This is a genomic window from Streptomyces sp. NPDC002867, assembly GCF_053591895.1.
In genome coordinates this window covers 52450-69613 of record NZ_JBSFUR010000030.1, presented here as the reverse complement: position 1 = coordinate 69613, position 17164 = coordinate 52450, and the positions used below count along the sequence as shown (strand labels likewise).

13 protein-coding genes are annotated in these 17164 nt (G+C 69.5%); 4 read left to right on the top strand and 9 right to left on the bottom strand.

The annotated features are described in order from the left end of the window. Positions 1-297: 297 nt before the first annotated feature. From ACWD0A_RS24840 to thyX, 3 genes are all read right to left on the bottom strand, one after another. The gene (locus ACWD0A_RS24840; RefSeq protein ID WP_307713138.1) at positions 298-1983 is read right to left on the bottom strand and encodes a ribonuclease J; all 1686 of its coding nucleotides are present in this window, start codon (positions 1981-1983) and stop codon (positions 298-300) included. A 185-nt stretch (positions 1984-2168) separates the two neighbouring features. Next, entirely contained in the window at positions 2169-3068 is a 900-nt protein-coding gene (dapA, locus tag ACWD0A_RS24835) for a 4-hydroxy-tetrahydrodipicolinate synthase (protein WP_177151304.1), read from the bottom strand. A 200-nt stretch (positions 3069-3268) separates the two neighbouring features. Beyond that, entirely contained in the window at positions 3269-4009 is a 741-nt protein-coding gene (gene thyX, locus ACWD0A_RS24830) for an FAD-dependent thymidylate synthase (RefSeq protein WP_307713140.1), read from the bottom strand. A gap of 209 nt (positions 4010-4218) precedes the next feature. Between thyX and ACWD0A_RS24825 the strand changes: the two genes are divergently transcribed. After that, the gene (locus ACWD0A_RS24825) at positions 4219-4455 is read left to right on the top strand and encodes a hypothetical protein (RefSeq protein WP_451301497.1); all 237 of its coding nucleotides are present in this window, start codon (positions 4219-4221) and stop codon (positions 4453-4455) included. Between the two features lie 121 nt (positions 4456-4576). Next, positions 4577-5131 carry a hypothetical protein gene (locus tag ACWD0A_RS24820; RefSeq protein ID WP_451301495.1) on the top strand — a complete coding sequence of 185 codons (555 nt, stop codon included), beginning with the start codon at positions 4577-4579 and terminating at the stop codon, positions 5129-5131. A 72-nt stretch (positions 5132-5203) separates the two neighbouring features. On the opposite strand, the gene ACWD0A_RS24815 is transcribed toward ACWD0A_RS24820, so the two are convergent. The 6 genes from ACWD0A_RS24815 to eccD form a co-directional block, all read right to left on the bottom strand. Then, a complete protein-coding gene (locus ACWD0A_RS24815) occupies positions 5204-5656 on the bottom strand; it encodes a hypothetical protein (protein WP_451301493.1) in 453 nt (150 codons plus the stop codon). Between the two features lie 12 nt (positions 5657-5668). Beyond that, positions 5669-6421: a 4-hydroxy-tetrahydrodipicolinate reductase gene (gene dapB / locus ACWD0A_RS24810; protein WP_451301492.1), complete on the bottom strand. Its 753-nt coding sequence runs from the start codon at positions 6419-6421 to the stop codon at positions 5669-5671. 20 nt (positions 6422-6441) lie between these two features. After that, positions 6442-7821, bottom strand: coding sequence for a M16 family metallopeptidase (locus tag ACWD0A_RS24805; RefSeq protein ID WP_451301490.1), 1380 nt, complete (start codon positions 7819-7821; stop codon positions 6442-6444). Further along, complete coding sequence (locus ACWD0A_RS24800) at positions 7818-10037, bottom strand: polyribonucleotide nucleotidyltransferase (RefSeq protein ID WP_307713145.1); 2220 nt, start codon at positions 10035-10037, stop codon at positions 7818-7820. Before ACWD0A_RS24800 ends, ACWD0A_RS24805 begins: the two co-directional genes overlap by 4 nt. A gap of 296 nt (positions 10038-10333) precedes the next feature. Further along, a complete protein-coding gene (gene rpsO / locus ACWD0A_RS24795; protein ID WP_030583699.1) occupies positions 10334-10621 on the bottom strand; it encodes a 30S ribosomal protein S15 in 288 nt (95 codons plus the stop codon). A gap of 165 nt (positions 10622-10786) precedes the next feature. Beyond that, complete coding sequence (gene eccD / locus ACWD0A_RS24790; protein WP_451301500.1) at positions 10787-12286, bottom strand: type VII secretion integral membrane protein EccD; 1500 nt, start codon at positions 12284-12286, stop codon at positions 10787-10789. A gap of 224 nt (positions 12287-12510) precedes the next feature. On the opposite strand from eccD, the gene eccCa reads away from it, so the two are divergent. Both eccCa and ACWD0A_RS24780 read left to right on the top strand, forming a co-directional pair. Beyond that, positions 12511-16482, top strand: coding sequence for a type VII secretion protein EccCa (gene eccCa / locus ACWD0A_RS24785; RefSeq protein WP_451301487.1), 3972 nt, complete (start codon positions 12511-12513; stop codon positions 16480-16482). Continuing rightward, a complete protein-coding gene (locus ACWD0A_RS24780; protein WP_451301485.1) occupies positions 16482-17129 on the top strand; it encodes a hypothetical protein in 648 nt (215 codons plus the stop codon). Before eccCa ends, ACWD0A_RS24780 begins: the two co-directional genes overlap by 1 nt. Positions 17130-17164 lie beyond the last annotated feature (35 nt).

Sequence of the window (17164 nt, the reverse complement as noted above, 5' to 3'; positions counted from 1 at the left end):
TACTCACCCTTTCGGGCTTTCCTCCGGGCGCTTCCCTTCGGTCTTGCGTTCCGACTCTATCAGATCTTTCCGATCCGATTTCCTCGGTGCTTTCCAGTTCTTCGCTTTCGCGCTTCCCTTTCCGGCGGACCCGACTTTATCAGAGATTCTGAGTCGGAATTCCCCGCCCCCTTCGGGCACCGGTATGCGCACATGAGTGTGCTGGGGTCCCGTTCAGGCGGAGATGTAAACGTACTGGAGCGGAGCGCCCCGATGCAAATCGGGGGCCCCGCTCCGGAGTGACGACGTGCGCCGGCGTCAGACCTCGACGACGACGGGCAGGATCATCGGGCGCCGGCGGTAGGTGTCGGACACCCACTTGCCGACCGATCGGCGGACCAGTTGCTGCAGTTGGTGGGGCTCGGCGACGCCGTCGGCGGCCGCCTTGGCGATCGCCTCCTCGATCTTCGGCGCGACGCCGATGAACACGGAGTCGTCGATGCCAGAGCCCCTCGCGTGGATGTTGGGGCCTCCCACGACCTTGCCCGTCGTGCTGTCGACGACGACGAAGACCGAGATGATGCCCTCTTCACCGAGGATGCGACGGTCCTTGAGCGCCGGCTCGGTGACGTCGCCGACCGACAGGCCGTCCACGTACACGTACCCGGCCTGGACCTTGCCGACGATCTTGGCCTTGCCGTCGATCAGGTCGACGACCACGCCGTCCTCGGCGATGACGATGCGGTCCTTCGGGACACCCGTGAGCGCGCCCAGCTCGGCGTTGGCGCGCAGGTGGCGCCACTCCCCGTGGACGGGCATCAGGTTCTTCGGCTTGCAGATGTTGTAGAAGTACAGCAGCTCGCCGGCCGAGGCGTGGCCCGAGACGTGGACCTTGGCGTTGCCCTTGTGGACCACGTTCGCGCCCCAGCGGCTCAGGCCGTTGATCACGCGGTAGACCGCGTTCTCGTTGCCCGGGATGAGCGACGACGCCAGGATCACCGTGTCGCCCTGGACGATGCGGATCTGGTGGTCGCGGTTGGCCATCCGGGACAGGGCCGCCATGGGCTCGCCCTGGGAACCGGTGCAGACGAGCACGACCTCGTGGTCGGGCAGGTCGTCGAGCGTCTTGACGTCCACGACGAGCCCGGCCGGGACACGCAGGTAGCCCAGGTCCCTGGCGATGCCCATGTTCCGGACCATCGAGCGTCCGACGAAGGCGACCCTGCGTCCGTATTCGTGCGCCGCGTCGAGGATCTGCTGGATGCGGTGGACGTGGCTCGCGAAGCTGGCGACGATGATCCGCTTCTGGGCGTTCGCGAAGACCGTGCGCAGGACGTTCGAGATGTCGCGCTCGGGCGGGACGAAGCCCGGGACCTCGGCGTTCGTGGAGTCCGACAGCAGGAGGTCGATGCCCTCCTCGCTGAGCCGCGCGAAGGCGTGCAGGTCGGTGAGCCGACGGTCCAGCGGCAGCTGGTCCATCTTGAAGTCGCCGGTGTGCACGGCCATGCCCGCGGGTGTGCGGATGGCGACGGCCAGGGCGTCGGGGATGGAGTGGTTGACCGCGATGAACTCGCAGTCGAAGGGGCCGATGCGCTCTCGGTTGCCCTCGGCCACCTCGAGCGTGTACGGGCGGATGCGGTGCTCCTGGAGCTTGGCCTCGATGAGGGCGAGGGTCAGCTTGGAGCCGATCAGCGGGATGTCCGGCTTCAGCCGGAGCAGGTACGGGACACCGCCGATGTGGTCCTCGTGGCCGTGCGTGAGCACGATGCCTTCGACGTCGTCGAGACGGTCCCGGATGGTGGTGAAATCCGGAAGGATCAGGTCGATCCCGGGCTGCTCCTCCTCGGGGAAGAGGACGCCGCAGTCGACGATGAGCAGTCGGCCGTCGTACTCGAAGACCGTCATGTTCCGGCCGATCTCGCCGAGGCCGCCGAGGGGCGTGACGCGCAGGCCGCCCTTGGGCAGCTTCGGGGGCGCGCCGAGTTCAGGATGCGGATGACTCAAAAGACTCTCCTCACCATGCACGCCACGCGCCCGCCTGGGCACGTGGCGTACATGACATCAATGCCACTTGCTGGTGTGTGTGACGGCCGGTCCGATCGGGGTCGTGGCTCACCGATTCCGCGGGTGTGTCGACCTCATCGATCACGTCGGCCGGTACTGCGTCTATTCAGTTGTGAAGTCCGTGCTCAGAGCTGTACCCCGCCGGCGGCCAGGTCGATCTTGAGCTGTGCGGTTTCCTCCGGCGAGAGCTCCACGAGCGGCAGCCGCAGCGGGCCTGCGGGCAGGCCCTGGAGGGCCAGGGCCGCCTTGGTGGTGATCACGCCCTGGGTACGGAACATGCCGGTGAAGACCGGCAGCAGCTTCTGGTGGATCTCCGTCGCCTTCTCGACGTCGCCGCCGCGGTGGGCGTCGAGGAGGGCGCGCAGCTCCGGGGTGACGACATGGCCGACCACGGAGACGAAACCGACCGCGCCGACGGACAGGAGCGGCAGGTTGAGCATGTCGTCGCCGGAGTACCAGGCGAGGCCGCTGCGGGCGATGGCCCAGCTGGCCCGGCCGAGGTCGCCCTTGGCGTCCTTGTTGGCGACGATGCGCGGGTGCGCGGCGAGGCGGACGATCGTCTCGGTGTCGATCGGGACGCCGCTGCGGCCGGGGATGTCGTACAGCATGACCGGCAGTTCCGTCGCGTCGGCGATGGCCGAGAAGTGCCGGTACAGGCCCTCCTGGGGAGGCTTGTTGTAGTACGGCGTGACGGCGAGCAGGCCGTGTGCGCCGGCGCGCTCGGCGGCGCGGGCGAGCTCGATGGAGTGGTGGGTGTCGTTCGTCCCGATGCCGGCGACGACGTGGGCACGGTCTCCGACCGCTTCCAGGACGGCCCGTACGAGCTGGTCTTTCTCCGCGTCGCTGGTGGTGGGCGACTCGCCGGTGGTGCCGTTGATGACCAGGCCGTCGTTGCCTGCGTCCACCAGGTGGGCGGCCAGTCGCTGCGCGCCTGCGATGTCGAGTGCGCCGTCCGCCGTGAAAGGCGTGACCATGGCGGTGAGGACCCGCCCGAAGGGGGTCTGCGGAGTGGAGATCGGAGCCATGGGTAACACGCTACTCGCTGCTCAGCGCCCGGTGTCCCCTCGGGGGACGTGACGTACGACGTGGCATGTGGAACCCGGCACTGCCTGCTCGGGGGTTCAAGCAGTGCCGGGTCCGTTTGATCAGCCTAGATGAACTTCTCGAAACGCCGCAATACGGACACTTCGCCAGGCTGACCGCACATCTGTGCCCGCGGCAGCCGTCAGGGGGCGACGCGCCCGTTGGCATTGAAGGCGGCGTACGTGAGCGGCATCAGCTTGGCCCAGTGCTGCTCCATCTTCTCGCCGACCATTTCGATCTCACGCTGCGGGAAGGACGGGACCTTCGCGTCGTCGTGCTGGGTGCGCAGGCCGAGGAAGTGCATGAGCGAGCGGGCATTGCACGTGGCGTACATCGAGGAGTAGAGGCCGACCGGCAGGACCGAACGGGCCACCTCGCGCGCCACGCCCGCGTCGAGCATCTCCTGGTACGCCTCGTACGCGTGGAGGTACGCGTCCGACATGACCCGGCCGGTGAGCTCCTGCTGCGCCTGGGTGCCCTCGACGAACACGTACTTCCCGGGGCGGCCTTCCTGGACGAGCTTGCGTTCCTCGTCCGGGATGTAGAAGACCGGCTCCAGACGGCGGTAGCGGCCGGACTCCTCGTTGTACGACCAGCCGACGCGGTGGCGCATGAACTCGCGGAAGACGAAGATCGGGGCGCTGATGAAGAAGGTCATCGAGTTGTGCTCGAAGGGGCTGCCGTGGCGGTCCCTCATCAGGTAGTTGATGAGGCCCTTGGAGCGCTCGGGGTCCTTCGAGAGCTCGTCGAGGGACTGCTCGCCCGCGGTGGAGACGCGGGCGGCCCACAGCACGTCGGAGTCACCGGCGGTGTGCTTCACCAGCTCGACCGTGACATCGCTGCGGAAGCTGGGCTTGACGTTCTCTGCGGGGGTGTCGCTCACCGGCGGGTCCTTCCAGTTGCATCGCTCGGGCGGCGCCCACTCTACGGCGGACCACCGACAGTCGCGGAAACGGCGGGCGGGGAGGTGTCGTCTGGTCAATTCGGGGAATTCGGGCACCGAACGACCGCGTTGCTCGTCTGTATGAGCAGCGGCTGCACGAGCAGCCGGCACCACCCCACAAGCCCACGATTTTTCAAGGAGAGTCCCTGATGTTCCGGCGAGAGGCCGTCCCGTTCTCGTTCGTCGCCGAGGCCGACGCCTTCCGCAGTAACGTCACTCCCCCGCCCCGGGAGCGGCCGACCAGGTCCCAGCTGCTGGGGCGGGCGATGATCGGGCTCACCATCGTCGGCGGTCTCGTCGGGTCCCTGCTGCTCGGGATGCCCGCGCTCGAATCGGACCAGGCGCCCACCCATTCGCAGAAGTCCGAGGCATCGGAAGGGCGCTGACCCGCATGACCGGTCGGGGGACGACCACCCCCTTGGCCCCCGGGGGTGGTCGTCCCCCGACCGCCTCGATAGCCTCACCGGGCACAGCCCAACCGAGTGTGCTGGTGAGTGAGGATCTGTCGTGCCCCTGCCCTTCCTGACGGCCGACCGCGCTTTCGACGTGCAAGCGGACGATGTCGCGCTGCCCTTCGACGACCACGACCACGACCGCTGGCGGCGTCCCTACCGCCCGGGTCCGTGGCGGGTGGGGGCCGCGGCGCTACTGCTGCTGTTCGCCTCGTTCGTGCTCATCGCCGGGATGATCATCGCGTTCGCGGGCGCGCTCTCCGGGGCCGCCGTGTGCATGGTCCTCGGCGCCGCTGTGATCGTCACCGCGCTGCGACTGCTGCGCATCGGTACGTGGGTGAGCCGGCACGGCATACGGCGCGTGGCGTTCTTCTCGACCACCACGGTCCCCTGGAACCGCACCACCGCGCTGCGTACCGTGCAGCAGCCGGTGCGCTGGCTCGGGATGCCGAGGACCGTGCAGGGGCAGGCGCTGATGCTCGAGCACCGGGGCGGTGCGCGGCTCGCCCTGCTCACCGATCACGACGGCGACTTCCTGTCGCGGCTCGAGGCCTTCGACCGGGCCGCGGACAGCATCGAGGCGTGGGGCGCCGAGTACCGCACCGCCTGACAGTGGCGGGGCCCGCGCGCCCAGGGGCCTCGGGCCGTCAGCCGCCCGGCCGTCAGAGGGTGACGGGCGCCGTCAGTCGGTGACGGGCTTGCCGTCGTGCAGGGCGATCGCGCGCTGCATGGCCTTGCGGGCGCGCGGGGTGTCGCGCGCGTCGTGGTACGCGACGGCGAGGCGGAACCAGCAGCGCCAGTCGTCCGGCGAGTCCTCCGTCTCCGCCCGTCGCCGGGCGAACACCGCGTCGGCGGAGTCCCGGTCGATACGGCCGCGCGGCGTACGCACCAGCTCGTCGACCGGCAGGCCGCCCTCGGCGTCCAGTTCGGCCGCGAGCTGATTGGCCCTCGTGACGAACCGGGTGTTCTTCCACAGGAACCACAGGCCGATCACCGGCAGGATCAGCACCGCGACACCGAAGGTGACGGTGAGCGCGGTGCCCTGCCGGATCAGCATCAGGCCCCGGCTGCCGACCAAGACGAAGTAGACGACCAGGACGGCTGCCGTGACGAAGTACGTGATCTTTGCGCGCATCCGAGGTCCCGGTCAGGCCAGGTCGAGGAAGTTTTCCAGCCCGAAGGTGAGGCCGGGGGCGGACACCACGCGGCGGACGCCGAGCAGGATGCCGGGCATGAAGCTGCTGTGGTGCAGCGAGTCGTGCCGGATGGTCAGCGTCTCGCCCTCGCCGCCGAGCAGCACCTCCTGGTGGGCCAGGAGGCCGCGCAGGCGGACCGCGTGCACCGGAACACCGTCGACATCGGCGCCGCGGGCGCCGTTGAGGGCGGTGACGGTGGCATCGGGCTGCGGGGCGCAGCCGGCCTCGGCACGGGCCGCGGCGATCAGCTGGGCGGTGCGGGTGGCGGTGCCGGACGGGGCGTCGGCCTTGTTCGGGTGGTGCAGCTCGACGACCTCGACGGACTCGAAGAAGCGCGCCGCCTGCTCCGCGAACTTCATGGTGAGCACCGCGCCGATGGAGAAGTTGGGTGCGATGAGCACGCCGGTCTCCGGGGAGGCGGCGAGCCAGGTGTTCAGCTGCGCGAGGCGGTCGTCGGTCCATCCGGTGGTGCCGACGACCGCGTGCATGCCGTGGCGTACGCAGAAGTCGAGGTTGCCCATCACGGAGTCGGGGGTGGTCAGTTCGACCACGACCTGCGCACCGGATTCCACGAGGGTCTCCAGCGTGTCACCGCGGCCAAGGGCCGCGACCAGCTCCATGTCGTCGGCCGCCTCGACGGCTCGTACGGCCTCGGAGCCGATACGGCCCTTGGCACCGAGAACAGCCACGCGCAGCTTGCTCATTGCACTCTTCCTTCAGGGGATTACGAGACCGCTTCGTGCAGGCGGTCCGCCTGCTTGTCCTTGAGCGGGCCGATGACCGACAGCGACGGACGCTGCCCCAGGATGTCACCGGCCACCGCCCGCACCTCGTCGGGGGTGACGGCCGATATCCGGGCGAGCATCTCGTCGACCGACATCTGGGAACCCCAGCACAGCTCGCTCTTGCCGATGCGGTTCATGAGCGCGCCCGTGTCCTCCAGGCCGAGGACCGTCGAACCGGCGAGCTGCCCGATGGCGCGGCCGATCTCCTCGTCGGACAGGCCCTCCACCGCGACCCGGTCGAGTTCGTCCCGGCAGATCTTGAGGACGTCGTGGATCTGGCTCGGCCGGCAGCCCGCGTAGACACCGAACAGTCCCGTGTCGGCGAAGCCCGACGTGTACGAGTACACGCTGTAGGCCAGGCCGCGCTTCTCGCGGACCTCCTGGAAGAGGCGCGAGGACATGCCGCCGCCGAGCGCGGTGTTCAGGACGCCGAGGGCCCAGCGGCGGTCGTCGGTGCGGGCGAGGCCCGGCATGCCGAGGACGACGTGGGCCTGCTCGGTCCTGCGGTTCAGGTGCTCGACCCGGCCGGCGGTGCGCAGGGCGCGGCTTCCGTCGCGGGGCGGCGTGGGGACCGCGTCCGTACGGGAGAGGGCGCCGGCCCTCTCGAAGGCGCCACGGACCTGGCGTACGACCGTGGCGTGGTCGACGTTGCCCGCGGCGGCGACGATCAGGTGGGTGGGGTCGTAGTGCTTCTTGTAGAAGCGCCGGATGCGGTCCGCCGTGAGCGCGTTGACGGTGTCGACGGTGCCGAGGACCGGCCGGCCGAGCGGGGAGTCACCGAACATGGTGTGCGCGAACAGGTCGTGCACGCAGTCGCCCGGGTCGTCCTCGGTCATCGCGATCTCTTCGAGGATCGCGCCGCGCTCGATGTCGACGTCCTCTTCGAGGATGAGCGAGCCCGTGAGCATGTCGCACACGACGTCGATGGCGAGCGGCAGGTCCGTGTCGAGCACCCGCGCGTAGTAGCAGGTGTACTCCTTGGCCGTGAAGGCGTTCATCTCGCCGCCCACCGCGTCGATGGCGGCGGAGATGTCGAGGGCGGAACGCCGGCTCGTGCCCTTGAACAGGAGGTGCTCGAGGTAGTGGGTGGCGCCGCCGAGTGACGGCGTCTCGTCACGTGAGCCGACGTTCGCCCAGATCCCGAAGGTGGCGGAGCGTACGGACGGCAGCGTCTCGGTGACGACGCGCAGGCCGCCGGGCAGGGTGGTGCGCCGGACCGTGCCGATGCCGTCCTTGCCCTTGAGCAGGGTTTGGGTACGGGCGACGGCCCGCGCCTCCGAGGAGGTGCGGGCCGTCGTCCTGGAACTACGGGACGTCACTTGTCGGTGTCGTCCTTGTTCTCGTCGCTCTCTTCGCCGCCCTCGATCACGGGGATCAGGGAGAGCTTGCCGCGCGAGTCGATCTCGGCGATCTCGACCTGGACCTTCGAGCCCACGGCGACGACGTCCTCGACGTTCTCCACGCGCTTGCCGCCGGCGAGCTTGCGGATCTGCGAGATGTGCAGCAGACCGTCCTTGCCCGGGAGCAGGGACACGAACGCACCGAAGGTGGTCGTCTTGACGACGGTGCCCAGGTAGCGCTCGCCGACCTCCGGCATGGTCGGGTTGGCGATGCCGTTGATCGTGGCGCGGGCGGCCTCGGCGGCCGGGCCGTCGGCGGCACCGATGTAGATGGTGCCGTCGTCCTCGATCGTGATCTCGGCGCCGGTGTCCTCCTGGATCTGGTTGATCATCTTGCCCTTGGGGCCGATGACCTCGCCGATCTTGTCCACGGGGATCTTGACGGTGATGATCCGCGGGGCGTTCGGGGACATCTCGTCCGGGGTGTCGATCGCTTCCATCATCACGTCGAGGATGTGGAGGCGGGCGTCGCGTGCCTGCTTGAGGGCCGCGGCCAGGACGGAGGCCGGGATGCCGTCCAGCTTGGTGTCGAGCTGGAGGGCGGTGACGAACTCCTTGGTGCCGGCGACCTTGAAGTCCATGTCACCGAAGGCGTCCTCCGCACCGAGGATGTCGGTGAGGGTGACGTAGTGGGTCTCGCCGTCGATCTCCTGGGAGATCAGACCCATGGCGATACCGGCGACGGGGGCCTTCAGCGGCACACCGGCGTTCAGCAGCGACATGGTGGAGGCGCAGACCGAGCCCATGGACGTCGAGCCGTTGGAGCCGAGGGCCTCGGACACCTGACGGATCGCGTACGGGAACTCCTCGCGCGTCGGCAGCACCGGCACGAGAGCGCGCTCGGCGAGCGCGCCGTGGCCGATCTCGCGGCGCTTCGGGGAACCGACGCGGCCGGTCTCACCGGTGGAGTACGGCGGGAAGTTGTAGTTGTGCATGTAGCGCTTGCGGGTCACCGGGGAGAGGGTGTCCAGCTGCTGCTCCATGCGGAGCATGTTCAGGGTGGTGACGCCCAGGATCTGGGTCTCGCCACGCTCGAACAGCGCCGAGCCGTGCACGCGCGGGATCGCCTCGACCTCGGCGGCGAGCGTACGGATGTCCGTGACGCCACGGCCGTCGATGCGGACCTTGTCCTTGATGACGCGCTCGCGCACCAAGGCCTTGGTCAGCGAGCGGTACGCGGCGGAGATCTCCTTCTCGCGGCCCTCGAAGGCCGGGAGGAGCTTCTCGGCGGCGACCGCCTTGACGCGGTCCAGCTCGGTCTCGCGCTCCTGCTTGCCGGCGATGGTGAGCGCCTGGGCGAGCTCGTCCTTGACCGCGTCGGACAGGGCGGCGTAGACGTCGTCCTCGTAGTCGAGGAAGACCGGGAACTCGCCCTCGGGCTTGGCGGCCTTGGCGGCGAGGTCCGCCTGCGCCTTGCACAGGACCTTGATGAACGGCTTCGCGGCCTCGAGACCGGCGGCGACGATCTCCTCGGTCGGCGCCTCGGCGCCGCCCTTGACGAGCTCGATCGTCTTCTCGGTGGCCTCGGCCTCGACCATCATGATCGCGACGTCGCCGTCCTCCAGGACGCGGCCGGCGACCACCATGTCGAAGACGGCGTCCTCGAGCTCGGTGTGCGTCGGGAACGCGACCCACTGGCCCTTGATCAGCGCGACACGGGTGCCGCCGATGGGGCCGGAGAAGGGCAGGCCGGCGAGCTGCGTGGAGCAGGAGGCGGCGTTGATCGCGATCACGTCGTAGAGGTGATCGGGGTTGAGCGCCATGATCGTCTCGACGATCTGGATCTCGTTGCGCAGGCCCTTCTTGAAGGACGGGCGCAGCGGGCGGTCGATCAGGCGGCAGGTGAGGATCGCGTCCTCGGAGGGCCGGCCCTCCCGGCGGAAGAAGGAGCCGGGGATCTTGCCGGCCGAGTACATCCGCTCCTCGACGTCCACCGTGAGGGGGAAGAAGTCGAGCTGGTCCTTGGGCTTCTTCGAAGCGGTGGTGGCCGACAGCACCATGGTGTCGTCGTCCAGGTACGCCACGGCGGAACCGGCGGCCTGCTTGGCCAGGCGGCCCGTCTCGAAGCGGATGGTGCGGGTGCCGAAGGCGCCGTTGTCGATGACGGCCTCGGCGTAGTGGGTCTCGTTCTCCACTAGCGATTTCTCCTACGTGTCGTCTTTTCGTCCGGCACCCGTGTGGTGGCGGAACGGTGGCGGAGAAGCACGCCTTGGGTGCGGGCCGGTCTTCGATCGAAGCACCCGGTATGTGTCCGGGGGCCACTACCGAGGACCGGCGGCGAGGAGGCGTCTTCTCGCGCTCGATGAGTGTGTCGTTGTGCGACCAGACTAATTGCCGTCCGGTCCGTCGCGCACGTACAGCGCGACGACAGCCGTGCGTACAGCAAAGGGAGCGGCCCCCTGTCGGTGGGAACCGCTCCCTTCACGGCGTCTTACTTGGCGCCGGCCGCACCACGGCGGATGCCGAGCCGGTCGACCAGCGTACGGAAGCGCTGGATGTCCTTCTTGGCCAGGTACTGCAGCAGACGGCGGCGCTGGCCGACGAGGATCAGCAGACCACGACGGGAGTGGTGGTCGTGCTTGTGCGTCTTGAGGTGCTCGGTCAGGTCCGAGATACGGCGGGAGAGCATCGCGACCTGGACCTCGGGGGAACCGGTGTCGCCCTCCTTGGTGCCGAACTCGGCGATGATCTGCTTCTTCGTAGCGGCGTCGAGAGACACTCGGTACTCCTCTGGGTGTTCGATGCGCCCACGAGTGCCCCTGGTCTTGGTCTCAGGGGAGCTTCCGTGACTCGGAGGCGAAGGTCCGATGAGCGCTGTTCCAGAGCCCGAGGGGGCTCCGGGGATCGCGTACACAAACGGCCGTTACACAGGGTACCAGGGTGTTCAGGAGGTCAGCGCCCGGATCGAGTGGTAGACGTCGAAGACGGCCAGGCACAACGGCATGAGCGTGAGCAGCACAAACGTCTCGGCGACCTCCAGGAAGCGACCCCAGAACGGCGTGACGCCCTTGCGCGGCACGATCAGGCCGATGGCCGTGATCAGCGCGGCGACTCCGGCGATCGCGGCGGCGAGCCAGATCGTACGGATGTCGAGGCCGGTACCGTCCCCGCGCAGGGCGTCCTGGAAGAGGCCGGTGGGCGGGTTGAGGCACAGCCCGAGCCCGAGCAGCACCAGGGCGCCGAGACCCGCCGCGAGCGCACAGCCGACCTGCGCCGTGTAGCGGAAGAGGTGTGCGCGCATGAGCATGGCGACTCCGGTCGCCAGCGCAAGCAGCTGTCCCCAGACGTTGTCGGAGAATCCGAGCACCGCGGCGGCGCCGACGGCGACCAGGGCGCAGCCGCCGACCAGGCCGACGAGCAGCTCGTGACCCCGGCGGGCTCGGGCCGCGATCCGCTCGCCGTCGACCGGCCCCTGGGGCTCGGGGTCGGTGCCGTAACCGCCGACGGACGTCCGCGGCGGCTCGAAGCCGACGGGCAGGCGGGCGAACCGGGTGGACAGCCCCGGCAGGAAGGCGAGGGCGCCGACGGCGAGGGGTGAGCAGACCGCCGCCGTCTCGACCGGCTCCAGCGAGGTCGCAATGGCGACGAACGTGACCAGGAGACCGACGGTCGCGGCGAAGACGAAGGCGACGAAGGGGCCGTCCCCGGCCGGCGCGACGATCGTGAGGATCACGGCGCAGACGAGGACGGCGGCGCAGGCGAGAAGGAACTGCAGCTTGCCGATCCCCTCCCCCTGGGCGAGCGGCAGCAGTCCGGCGCCGCCCACGGCCGCGTTCGCCATTGCACCGACTCCGAGCGCCACCGAGGAGCCCCGGTCGTCGTACACCCTGGCGCGCACGGCCCCGAGCGCCAGGAGCAGCACTCCGGCGACGGCGGCGAGGATGCCGGGCAGGCCGTGCATGTCGTGCCGCGGGTCGGCGGACCACAGGGCGAAGGCCAGCAGCACCAGCAGGACGGAACCGCCGAACAGACCCGCGCCCCGCATCAGGGCGTCGCTCCACAGCGTGCGGTCCCGGGCGACGGCGGAGGCCACCGCGTCGGACACGTCGTCGAAGACCGCCGGCGGCAGCGATTCGGCGAACGGCCGCAGCGACAGCAGTTCGCCGTCGAGGATGCGCTGGGCGGCGAGGGAACGCCCGCCGTCCAGGACCGTGCCGTCGCGGCGCACCAGGTGGTACCCGACCGGCGCCCCCTGCGCGGGCGTCTGACCCGACAGACGGAGGATCTCCGGGTACAGGTCGGCGACGGCGATGTCCTCGGGCAGGGCGACGTCGACACGACCGTCCGGTGCCACGACCGTGACCCGGCAGAAGCCGGTGCTGCCGTTGGACACAGTCGCGGGAGCCGTCTGACCGGCTCCGGTGGCCGTGGCTGGGGCCGACATACTCACCTGCTGCTTCCCCTCGTGGTGATCCTGGCTGGCAAGCCTGACATTGCGCTCCGAATGACCCTTTTTTTGCGGTAGTTCATGAGCGCGCAAACACGTCGCGCCACCCTACCGCCCACCCGTGAGTCCCCACGCAAGTAGGATCCCTCCCCGCGGATGGAACCCGTCGCCACGGGGGCGCCGATAGGAACATTTCCGTCCGGCAAGGGAATTGGTGAGCTGTGAGTCAGATCGTCGTCAAGCGCCCACCACGGGCCCTGCCGTCCGAAGTGCCCGGCGAGCAGGTGCAGCTGCAACCACCGCCCGAGTTGCCCCGGGGGCAGCAGGAGGGCGCTCTGATGCAGCTCTTGCCCATGCTCGGTATGGGCGGTTCGGTCGTCTTCTTCTTCATGACCCCCAACCCGATCATGCGGATCATGGGCATGGTGATGATCGCGTCGACGGTCGGGATGGGTATCGCCATGCTCGTCCGCTACCGGCGCGGCACCCAGGGCCAGCTGGCCGATCTGCGACGGGACTACCTCAAGTACCTGACGCAGACCCGGCGCACGGTCCTCAGGACGGCAAGACTCCAGCGCGACGCCCAGTTCTATCTGCACCCGTCCCCGGAACAGCTGTGGGCACTGGTCGCCGAGGGCAGCCGGGTCTGGGAACGCCGCGTCGCCGACGACGACTTCGCACAGGTACGCATCGGGCTGGGCAGCCAGCAGCTCGCAACCGCCCTCATCGCCCCCGAAACCGCCCCGGTCGACGAGCTGGAACCGCTCACCGCGGGTGCGATGCAGCAGTTCCTCAACGCGCACAGCACGCTCGACGGCCTGCCCATGGCGGTGTCCCTGCGGGCCTTCTACCACTTGACGGTCAGCGGTGACCCGGACTCCGTCCGCTCGGCCGCGCGAGCCATGGTGGGTTCCCTCGCCGCGCTCCACTCCCCGGAGGACCTGGTCATCGCCGTGGCCACCGGCTCCAATGCCGCGCAGCACTGGGAGTGGGCGAAGTGGCTGCCGCACGTCCAGGCCCCCGGCCCGGGCGACGGTGCGGGTTCGCGGCGCCTGATCACCACGGACTCACGCGACCTGCAGGACATGCTCGCCACCAGGCTGGAGGGACGTCCCCGCTTCCAGGGCGGCCACCACCCCCTCCTGGACCAGCCGCACCTCGTGGTCGTCCTCGACGGCCAGTCGGTCCCCCAGGCATCGGCGCTGGCCGCCCCTGAGGGCCTTCAGGGCGTGACCATCATCGAGGTCGTGCCCGGCGAGATGACCGGAGCGCGCGGCGGTCTGTCCGTCGTCGTCCACCCGGATTCTCTCCAGCTGGAGTCCGGCCACGGCCTCGTGTACGACGGAACCCCCGACTTCCTGGGCCTGGAGGCGGCCGAGGCTCTCGCCCGCCAACTGGCCCCGCTGCGCGTCGCATCCGGCGGCGACGACGACGAACCGCTGCTCGCCAACCTCGAGTTCACCGACCTGCTGAACCTCGGCGACGCTGCCTCGGTCGACGTCAGCCGGACCTGGCGGCCGCGGTCGCAGTCCGAGCGGCTGCGCGTGCCCATCGGCGTCGGCGAGGACGGCAGCCCGGTCATGCTGGACCTCAAGGAGGCGGCGCAGGAAGGCATGGGCCCGCACGGTCTGTGCGTCGGCGCCACTGGTTCGGGCAAGTCGGAGCTGCTGCGCACGCTGGTGCTCGGCCTGGCCGTCACCCACTCCTCGGAGACCCTGAACTTCGTCCTCGCGGACTTCAAGGGTGGTGCGACGTTCGCGGGCATGTCCCAGATGCCGCACGTCGCCGCTGTCATCACCAACCTCGCGGACGACCTCACCCTCGTCGACCGCATGGGCGACTCCATCCGCGGCGAGCTCAACCGCCGCCAGGAGATGCTCCGCGACGCGGGCAACTACGCGAACATCCACGACTACGAGAAGGCGCGTGCGGCCGGTGCGCCGCTGCAGCCGATCCCGTCTCTTGTCCTCGTGATCGACGAGTTCAGCGAGCTGCTGACGGCCAAGCCCGACTTCATCGAGATGTTCGTGCAGATCGGCCGTATCGGCCGGTCGCTGGGCGTCCATCTGCTGCTGGCCTCGCAGCGCCTCGAGGAGGGGCGTCTTCGGGGCCTGGAGACGTATCTGTCGTACCGGGTGGGTCTGCGCACCTTCTCCGCCGCCGAGTCCCGGGCCGCGATCGGCGTGCCCGACGCCTACCACCTGCCGAACGTGCCCGGTTCCGGCTACCTCAAGTACGGCACGGACGAGATGGTGCGCTTCAAGGCGGCCTACGTATCCGGTGTGTACCGCACGAACCAGCAGGCCATGCTGCCCGGCGGCCCGCTGCCGGTCGACCGGCGCCCGGTCGCGTTCACGGCCGCGCCCGTCCCGGTGCGCTACGTCGAACCCGCGGCACAGGCCCAGGTCCCCGAGGCCCGCGCACCCGAGGACGACGCCCTGGCGGACTCCGTCCTCGATGTCATCGTCAGGCGACTGGAGGGCCGCGGCGCCGAGGCCCACCAGGTGTGGCTGCCGCCGCTGGACAACCCGCCCGCGCTGGACGAACTGCTGCCCGGCCTCGCCGGGGTGGAGGGCCGCGGCCTGACCCAGCCCGGCTACGAGGGGGCCGGCCGGCTGGTCGTCCCCCTGGGGCTCGTGGACAAGCCGTACGAGCAGCGCCGCGACCCGCTCTACAAGGACTTCTCCGGAGCCGCGGGCCACATGCAGATCATCGGCGGTCCGCAGTCCGGCAAGTCGACCCTGCTGCGGACACTCATCTCCGCGTTCGCGCTGACCCACACACCGCAGGAAGTCCAGTTCTACGGGCTCGACTTCGGTGGTGGCGGTATGTCGTCGATCCAGAGCCTGCCGCACGTCGGCGGTGTGGCCTCGCGTCTCGACCCCGAGCGGGTGCGGCGCACGGTGGCCGAGGTCTACGGCATCCTGTCCCGTCGCGAGGAGTACTTCCGCAGCGCCGGCATCGACTCCATCGCCACGTACCGCAGGCTCCGGGCCCGCGGCGAGATCTCGGCGACGGACCAGCCGTGGGGCGACGTCTTCCTGGTGATCGACGGCTGGGGCAACTTCCGCAGCGACTACGAGGGCCTGGAGTCCGCGGTGGTGGACATCGCCGCGCGCGGACTCGGCTACGGCATCCACGTGATCCTTACGGCGTCGCGTTCGATGGAGGTGCGGTCCAACCTCAAGGACCAGCTGATGAACCGGCTGGAGCTGAGGCTCGGCGACACGATGGACTCCGAGGTGGACCGCAAGGCCGCCGCGAACGTCCCCGCGGGCGTGCCCGGCCGCGGTCTGACCCCGGAGGGCATGCACTTCATGGCCGCCGTGCCCCGCATCGACGGCATCAGCTCCGACAGCGACCTGTCGGAGGCCACGGCCGCCATGGCGCAGGAGGTCACCCGCCACTGGACGGCGGCCCCGGCCCCGGCCGTACGCCTCCTCCCTCGCGAGCTGCAGGCCCAGAACCTCCCGGCGGGTTACGCCGAACCGCAGCGCGGCGTGGCGTTCGCCATCGACGAGAACGCTCTGGAGCCGGTCTTCGTCAACTTCGACCGCGATCCGTTCTTCCTGATCTTCGGTGAGAGCGAGTCCGGCAAGTCGAACCTGCTGCGGCTGCTGATCAAGCAGCTGACGGAGCGTTACGACGGCGACTCCGCCAAGTTCTTCGTGATCGACAACCGCCGCGCGCTGCTGGACGTCACGCCGGCCACTCACCTGGCCGAGTACGTCCCGATGTCGAACAACATGGACCACCACGTCGACGCGCTGGCCGACCTGATGCAGCGCCGCACCCCCAACGCGGAGGTCACGGCGCAGCAGCTGCGGGACCGCAGCTGGTGGCGCGGCCCCTGCGTGTACGTGGTCGTCGACGACTACGACCTCGTGTCGACGTCGAGCGGCAACCCGCTGGCGAAGCTGACGGAACTCCTGCCGTTCGCACGGGACGTCGGCGTCCGCTTCATCATCGCCCGCAACGCGGCGGGTGCGAGCCGGGCGGCGTACGAGGCGTTCATGCAGCGGATGATGGAGCTGGGCGCGCAGGGTGTGCTGCTCTCCGGCGACCCGACGGAGGGCGACGTGCTCGGTGGCGTGCGCATGCGCCCCATGCCGGCGGGCCGCGGCATCTTCGTCTCGCGGCAGCGCGGCAACCCGCTGGTGCAGACGGGTCTGATGCCGTCGGAGCTGTCCTGATGATCGGAGCAGCGGTCTTCGCCGGCGTGTTCGCGGTGGCGTTCGTCGCCTTCGGCCTGTTCGTCGACCCCCGCAAGCTGTGGTGGCGCTTCCGGGCGCCGCGCTTCGACAACCCGGAACCGCACGAGCCGTCGGCGGCGTCGTTCATGTGGCGCCGGGTGGCGCTGGTGGCGGTGGGGCTGTTCCTGGGGTGGCAGGTGATCAGCCTGCTGCGGCTGGCGGGTGTCTTCGAGACGGGGCCGGATCACGCGGAGGTCCTGGACCGGGTGGAGCACGCGGCCCTGAACCTGGAGACCGAGGACGGCCAAGGGCGCCACAAATGGCCTGTCGGAGAGGGCTCGTGGGGCGGGTTCATCAATCCGAGGCTCAAGGGGCCGGAGCGTGAGGACCCGGTCGCGACGCTGGTGAAGGAGGACGAGGACTCCGGCGGCGACTGGGACTCGGAGGCGAGCAGGGAGGGCCTGTCCGGGTCGGAGTCCGATACGGAGCCGGACCCAAAGGACCCGTTCGTCGAGCGCTACGAGATCGACGGGATCTGCCTGACGGTGCACGCGGTACCGCTGCCGGGGCAGTCCGAGAGGGATGCGGCGATCGACAACCTGATGTACGGCATCACCACCGACGTCGTGGACAGTCCTTGCACTTAGGCACGGCGCATCACATAGGTTGATGCGGAATTGAA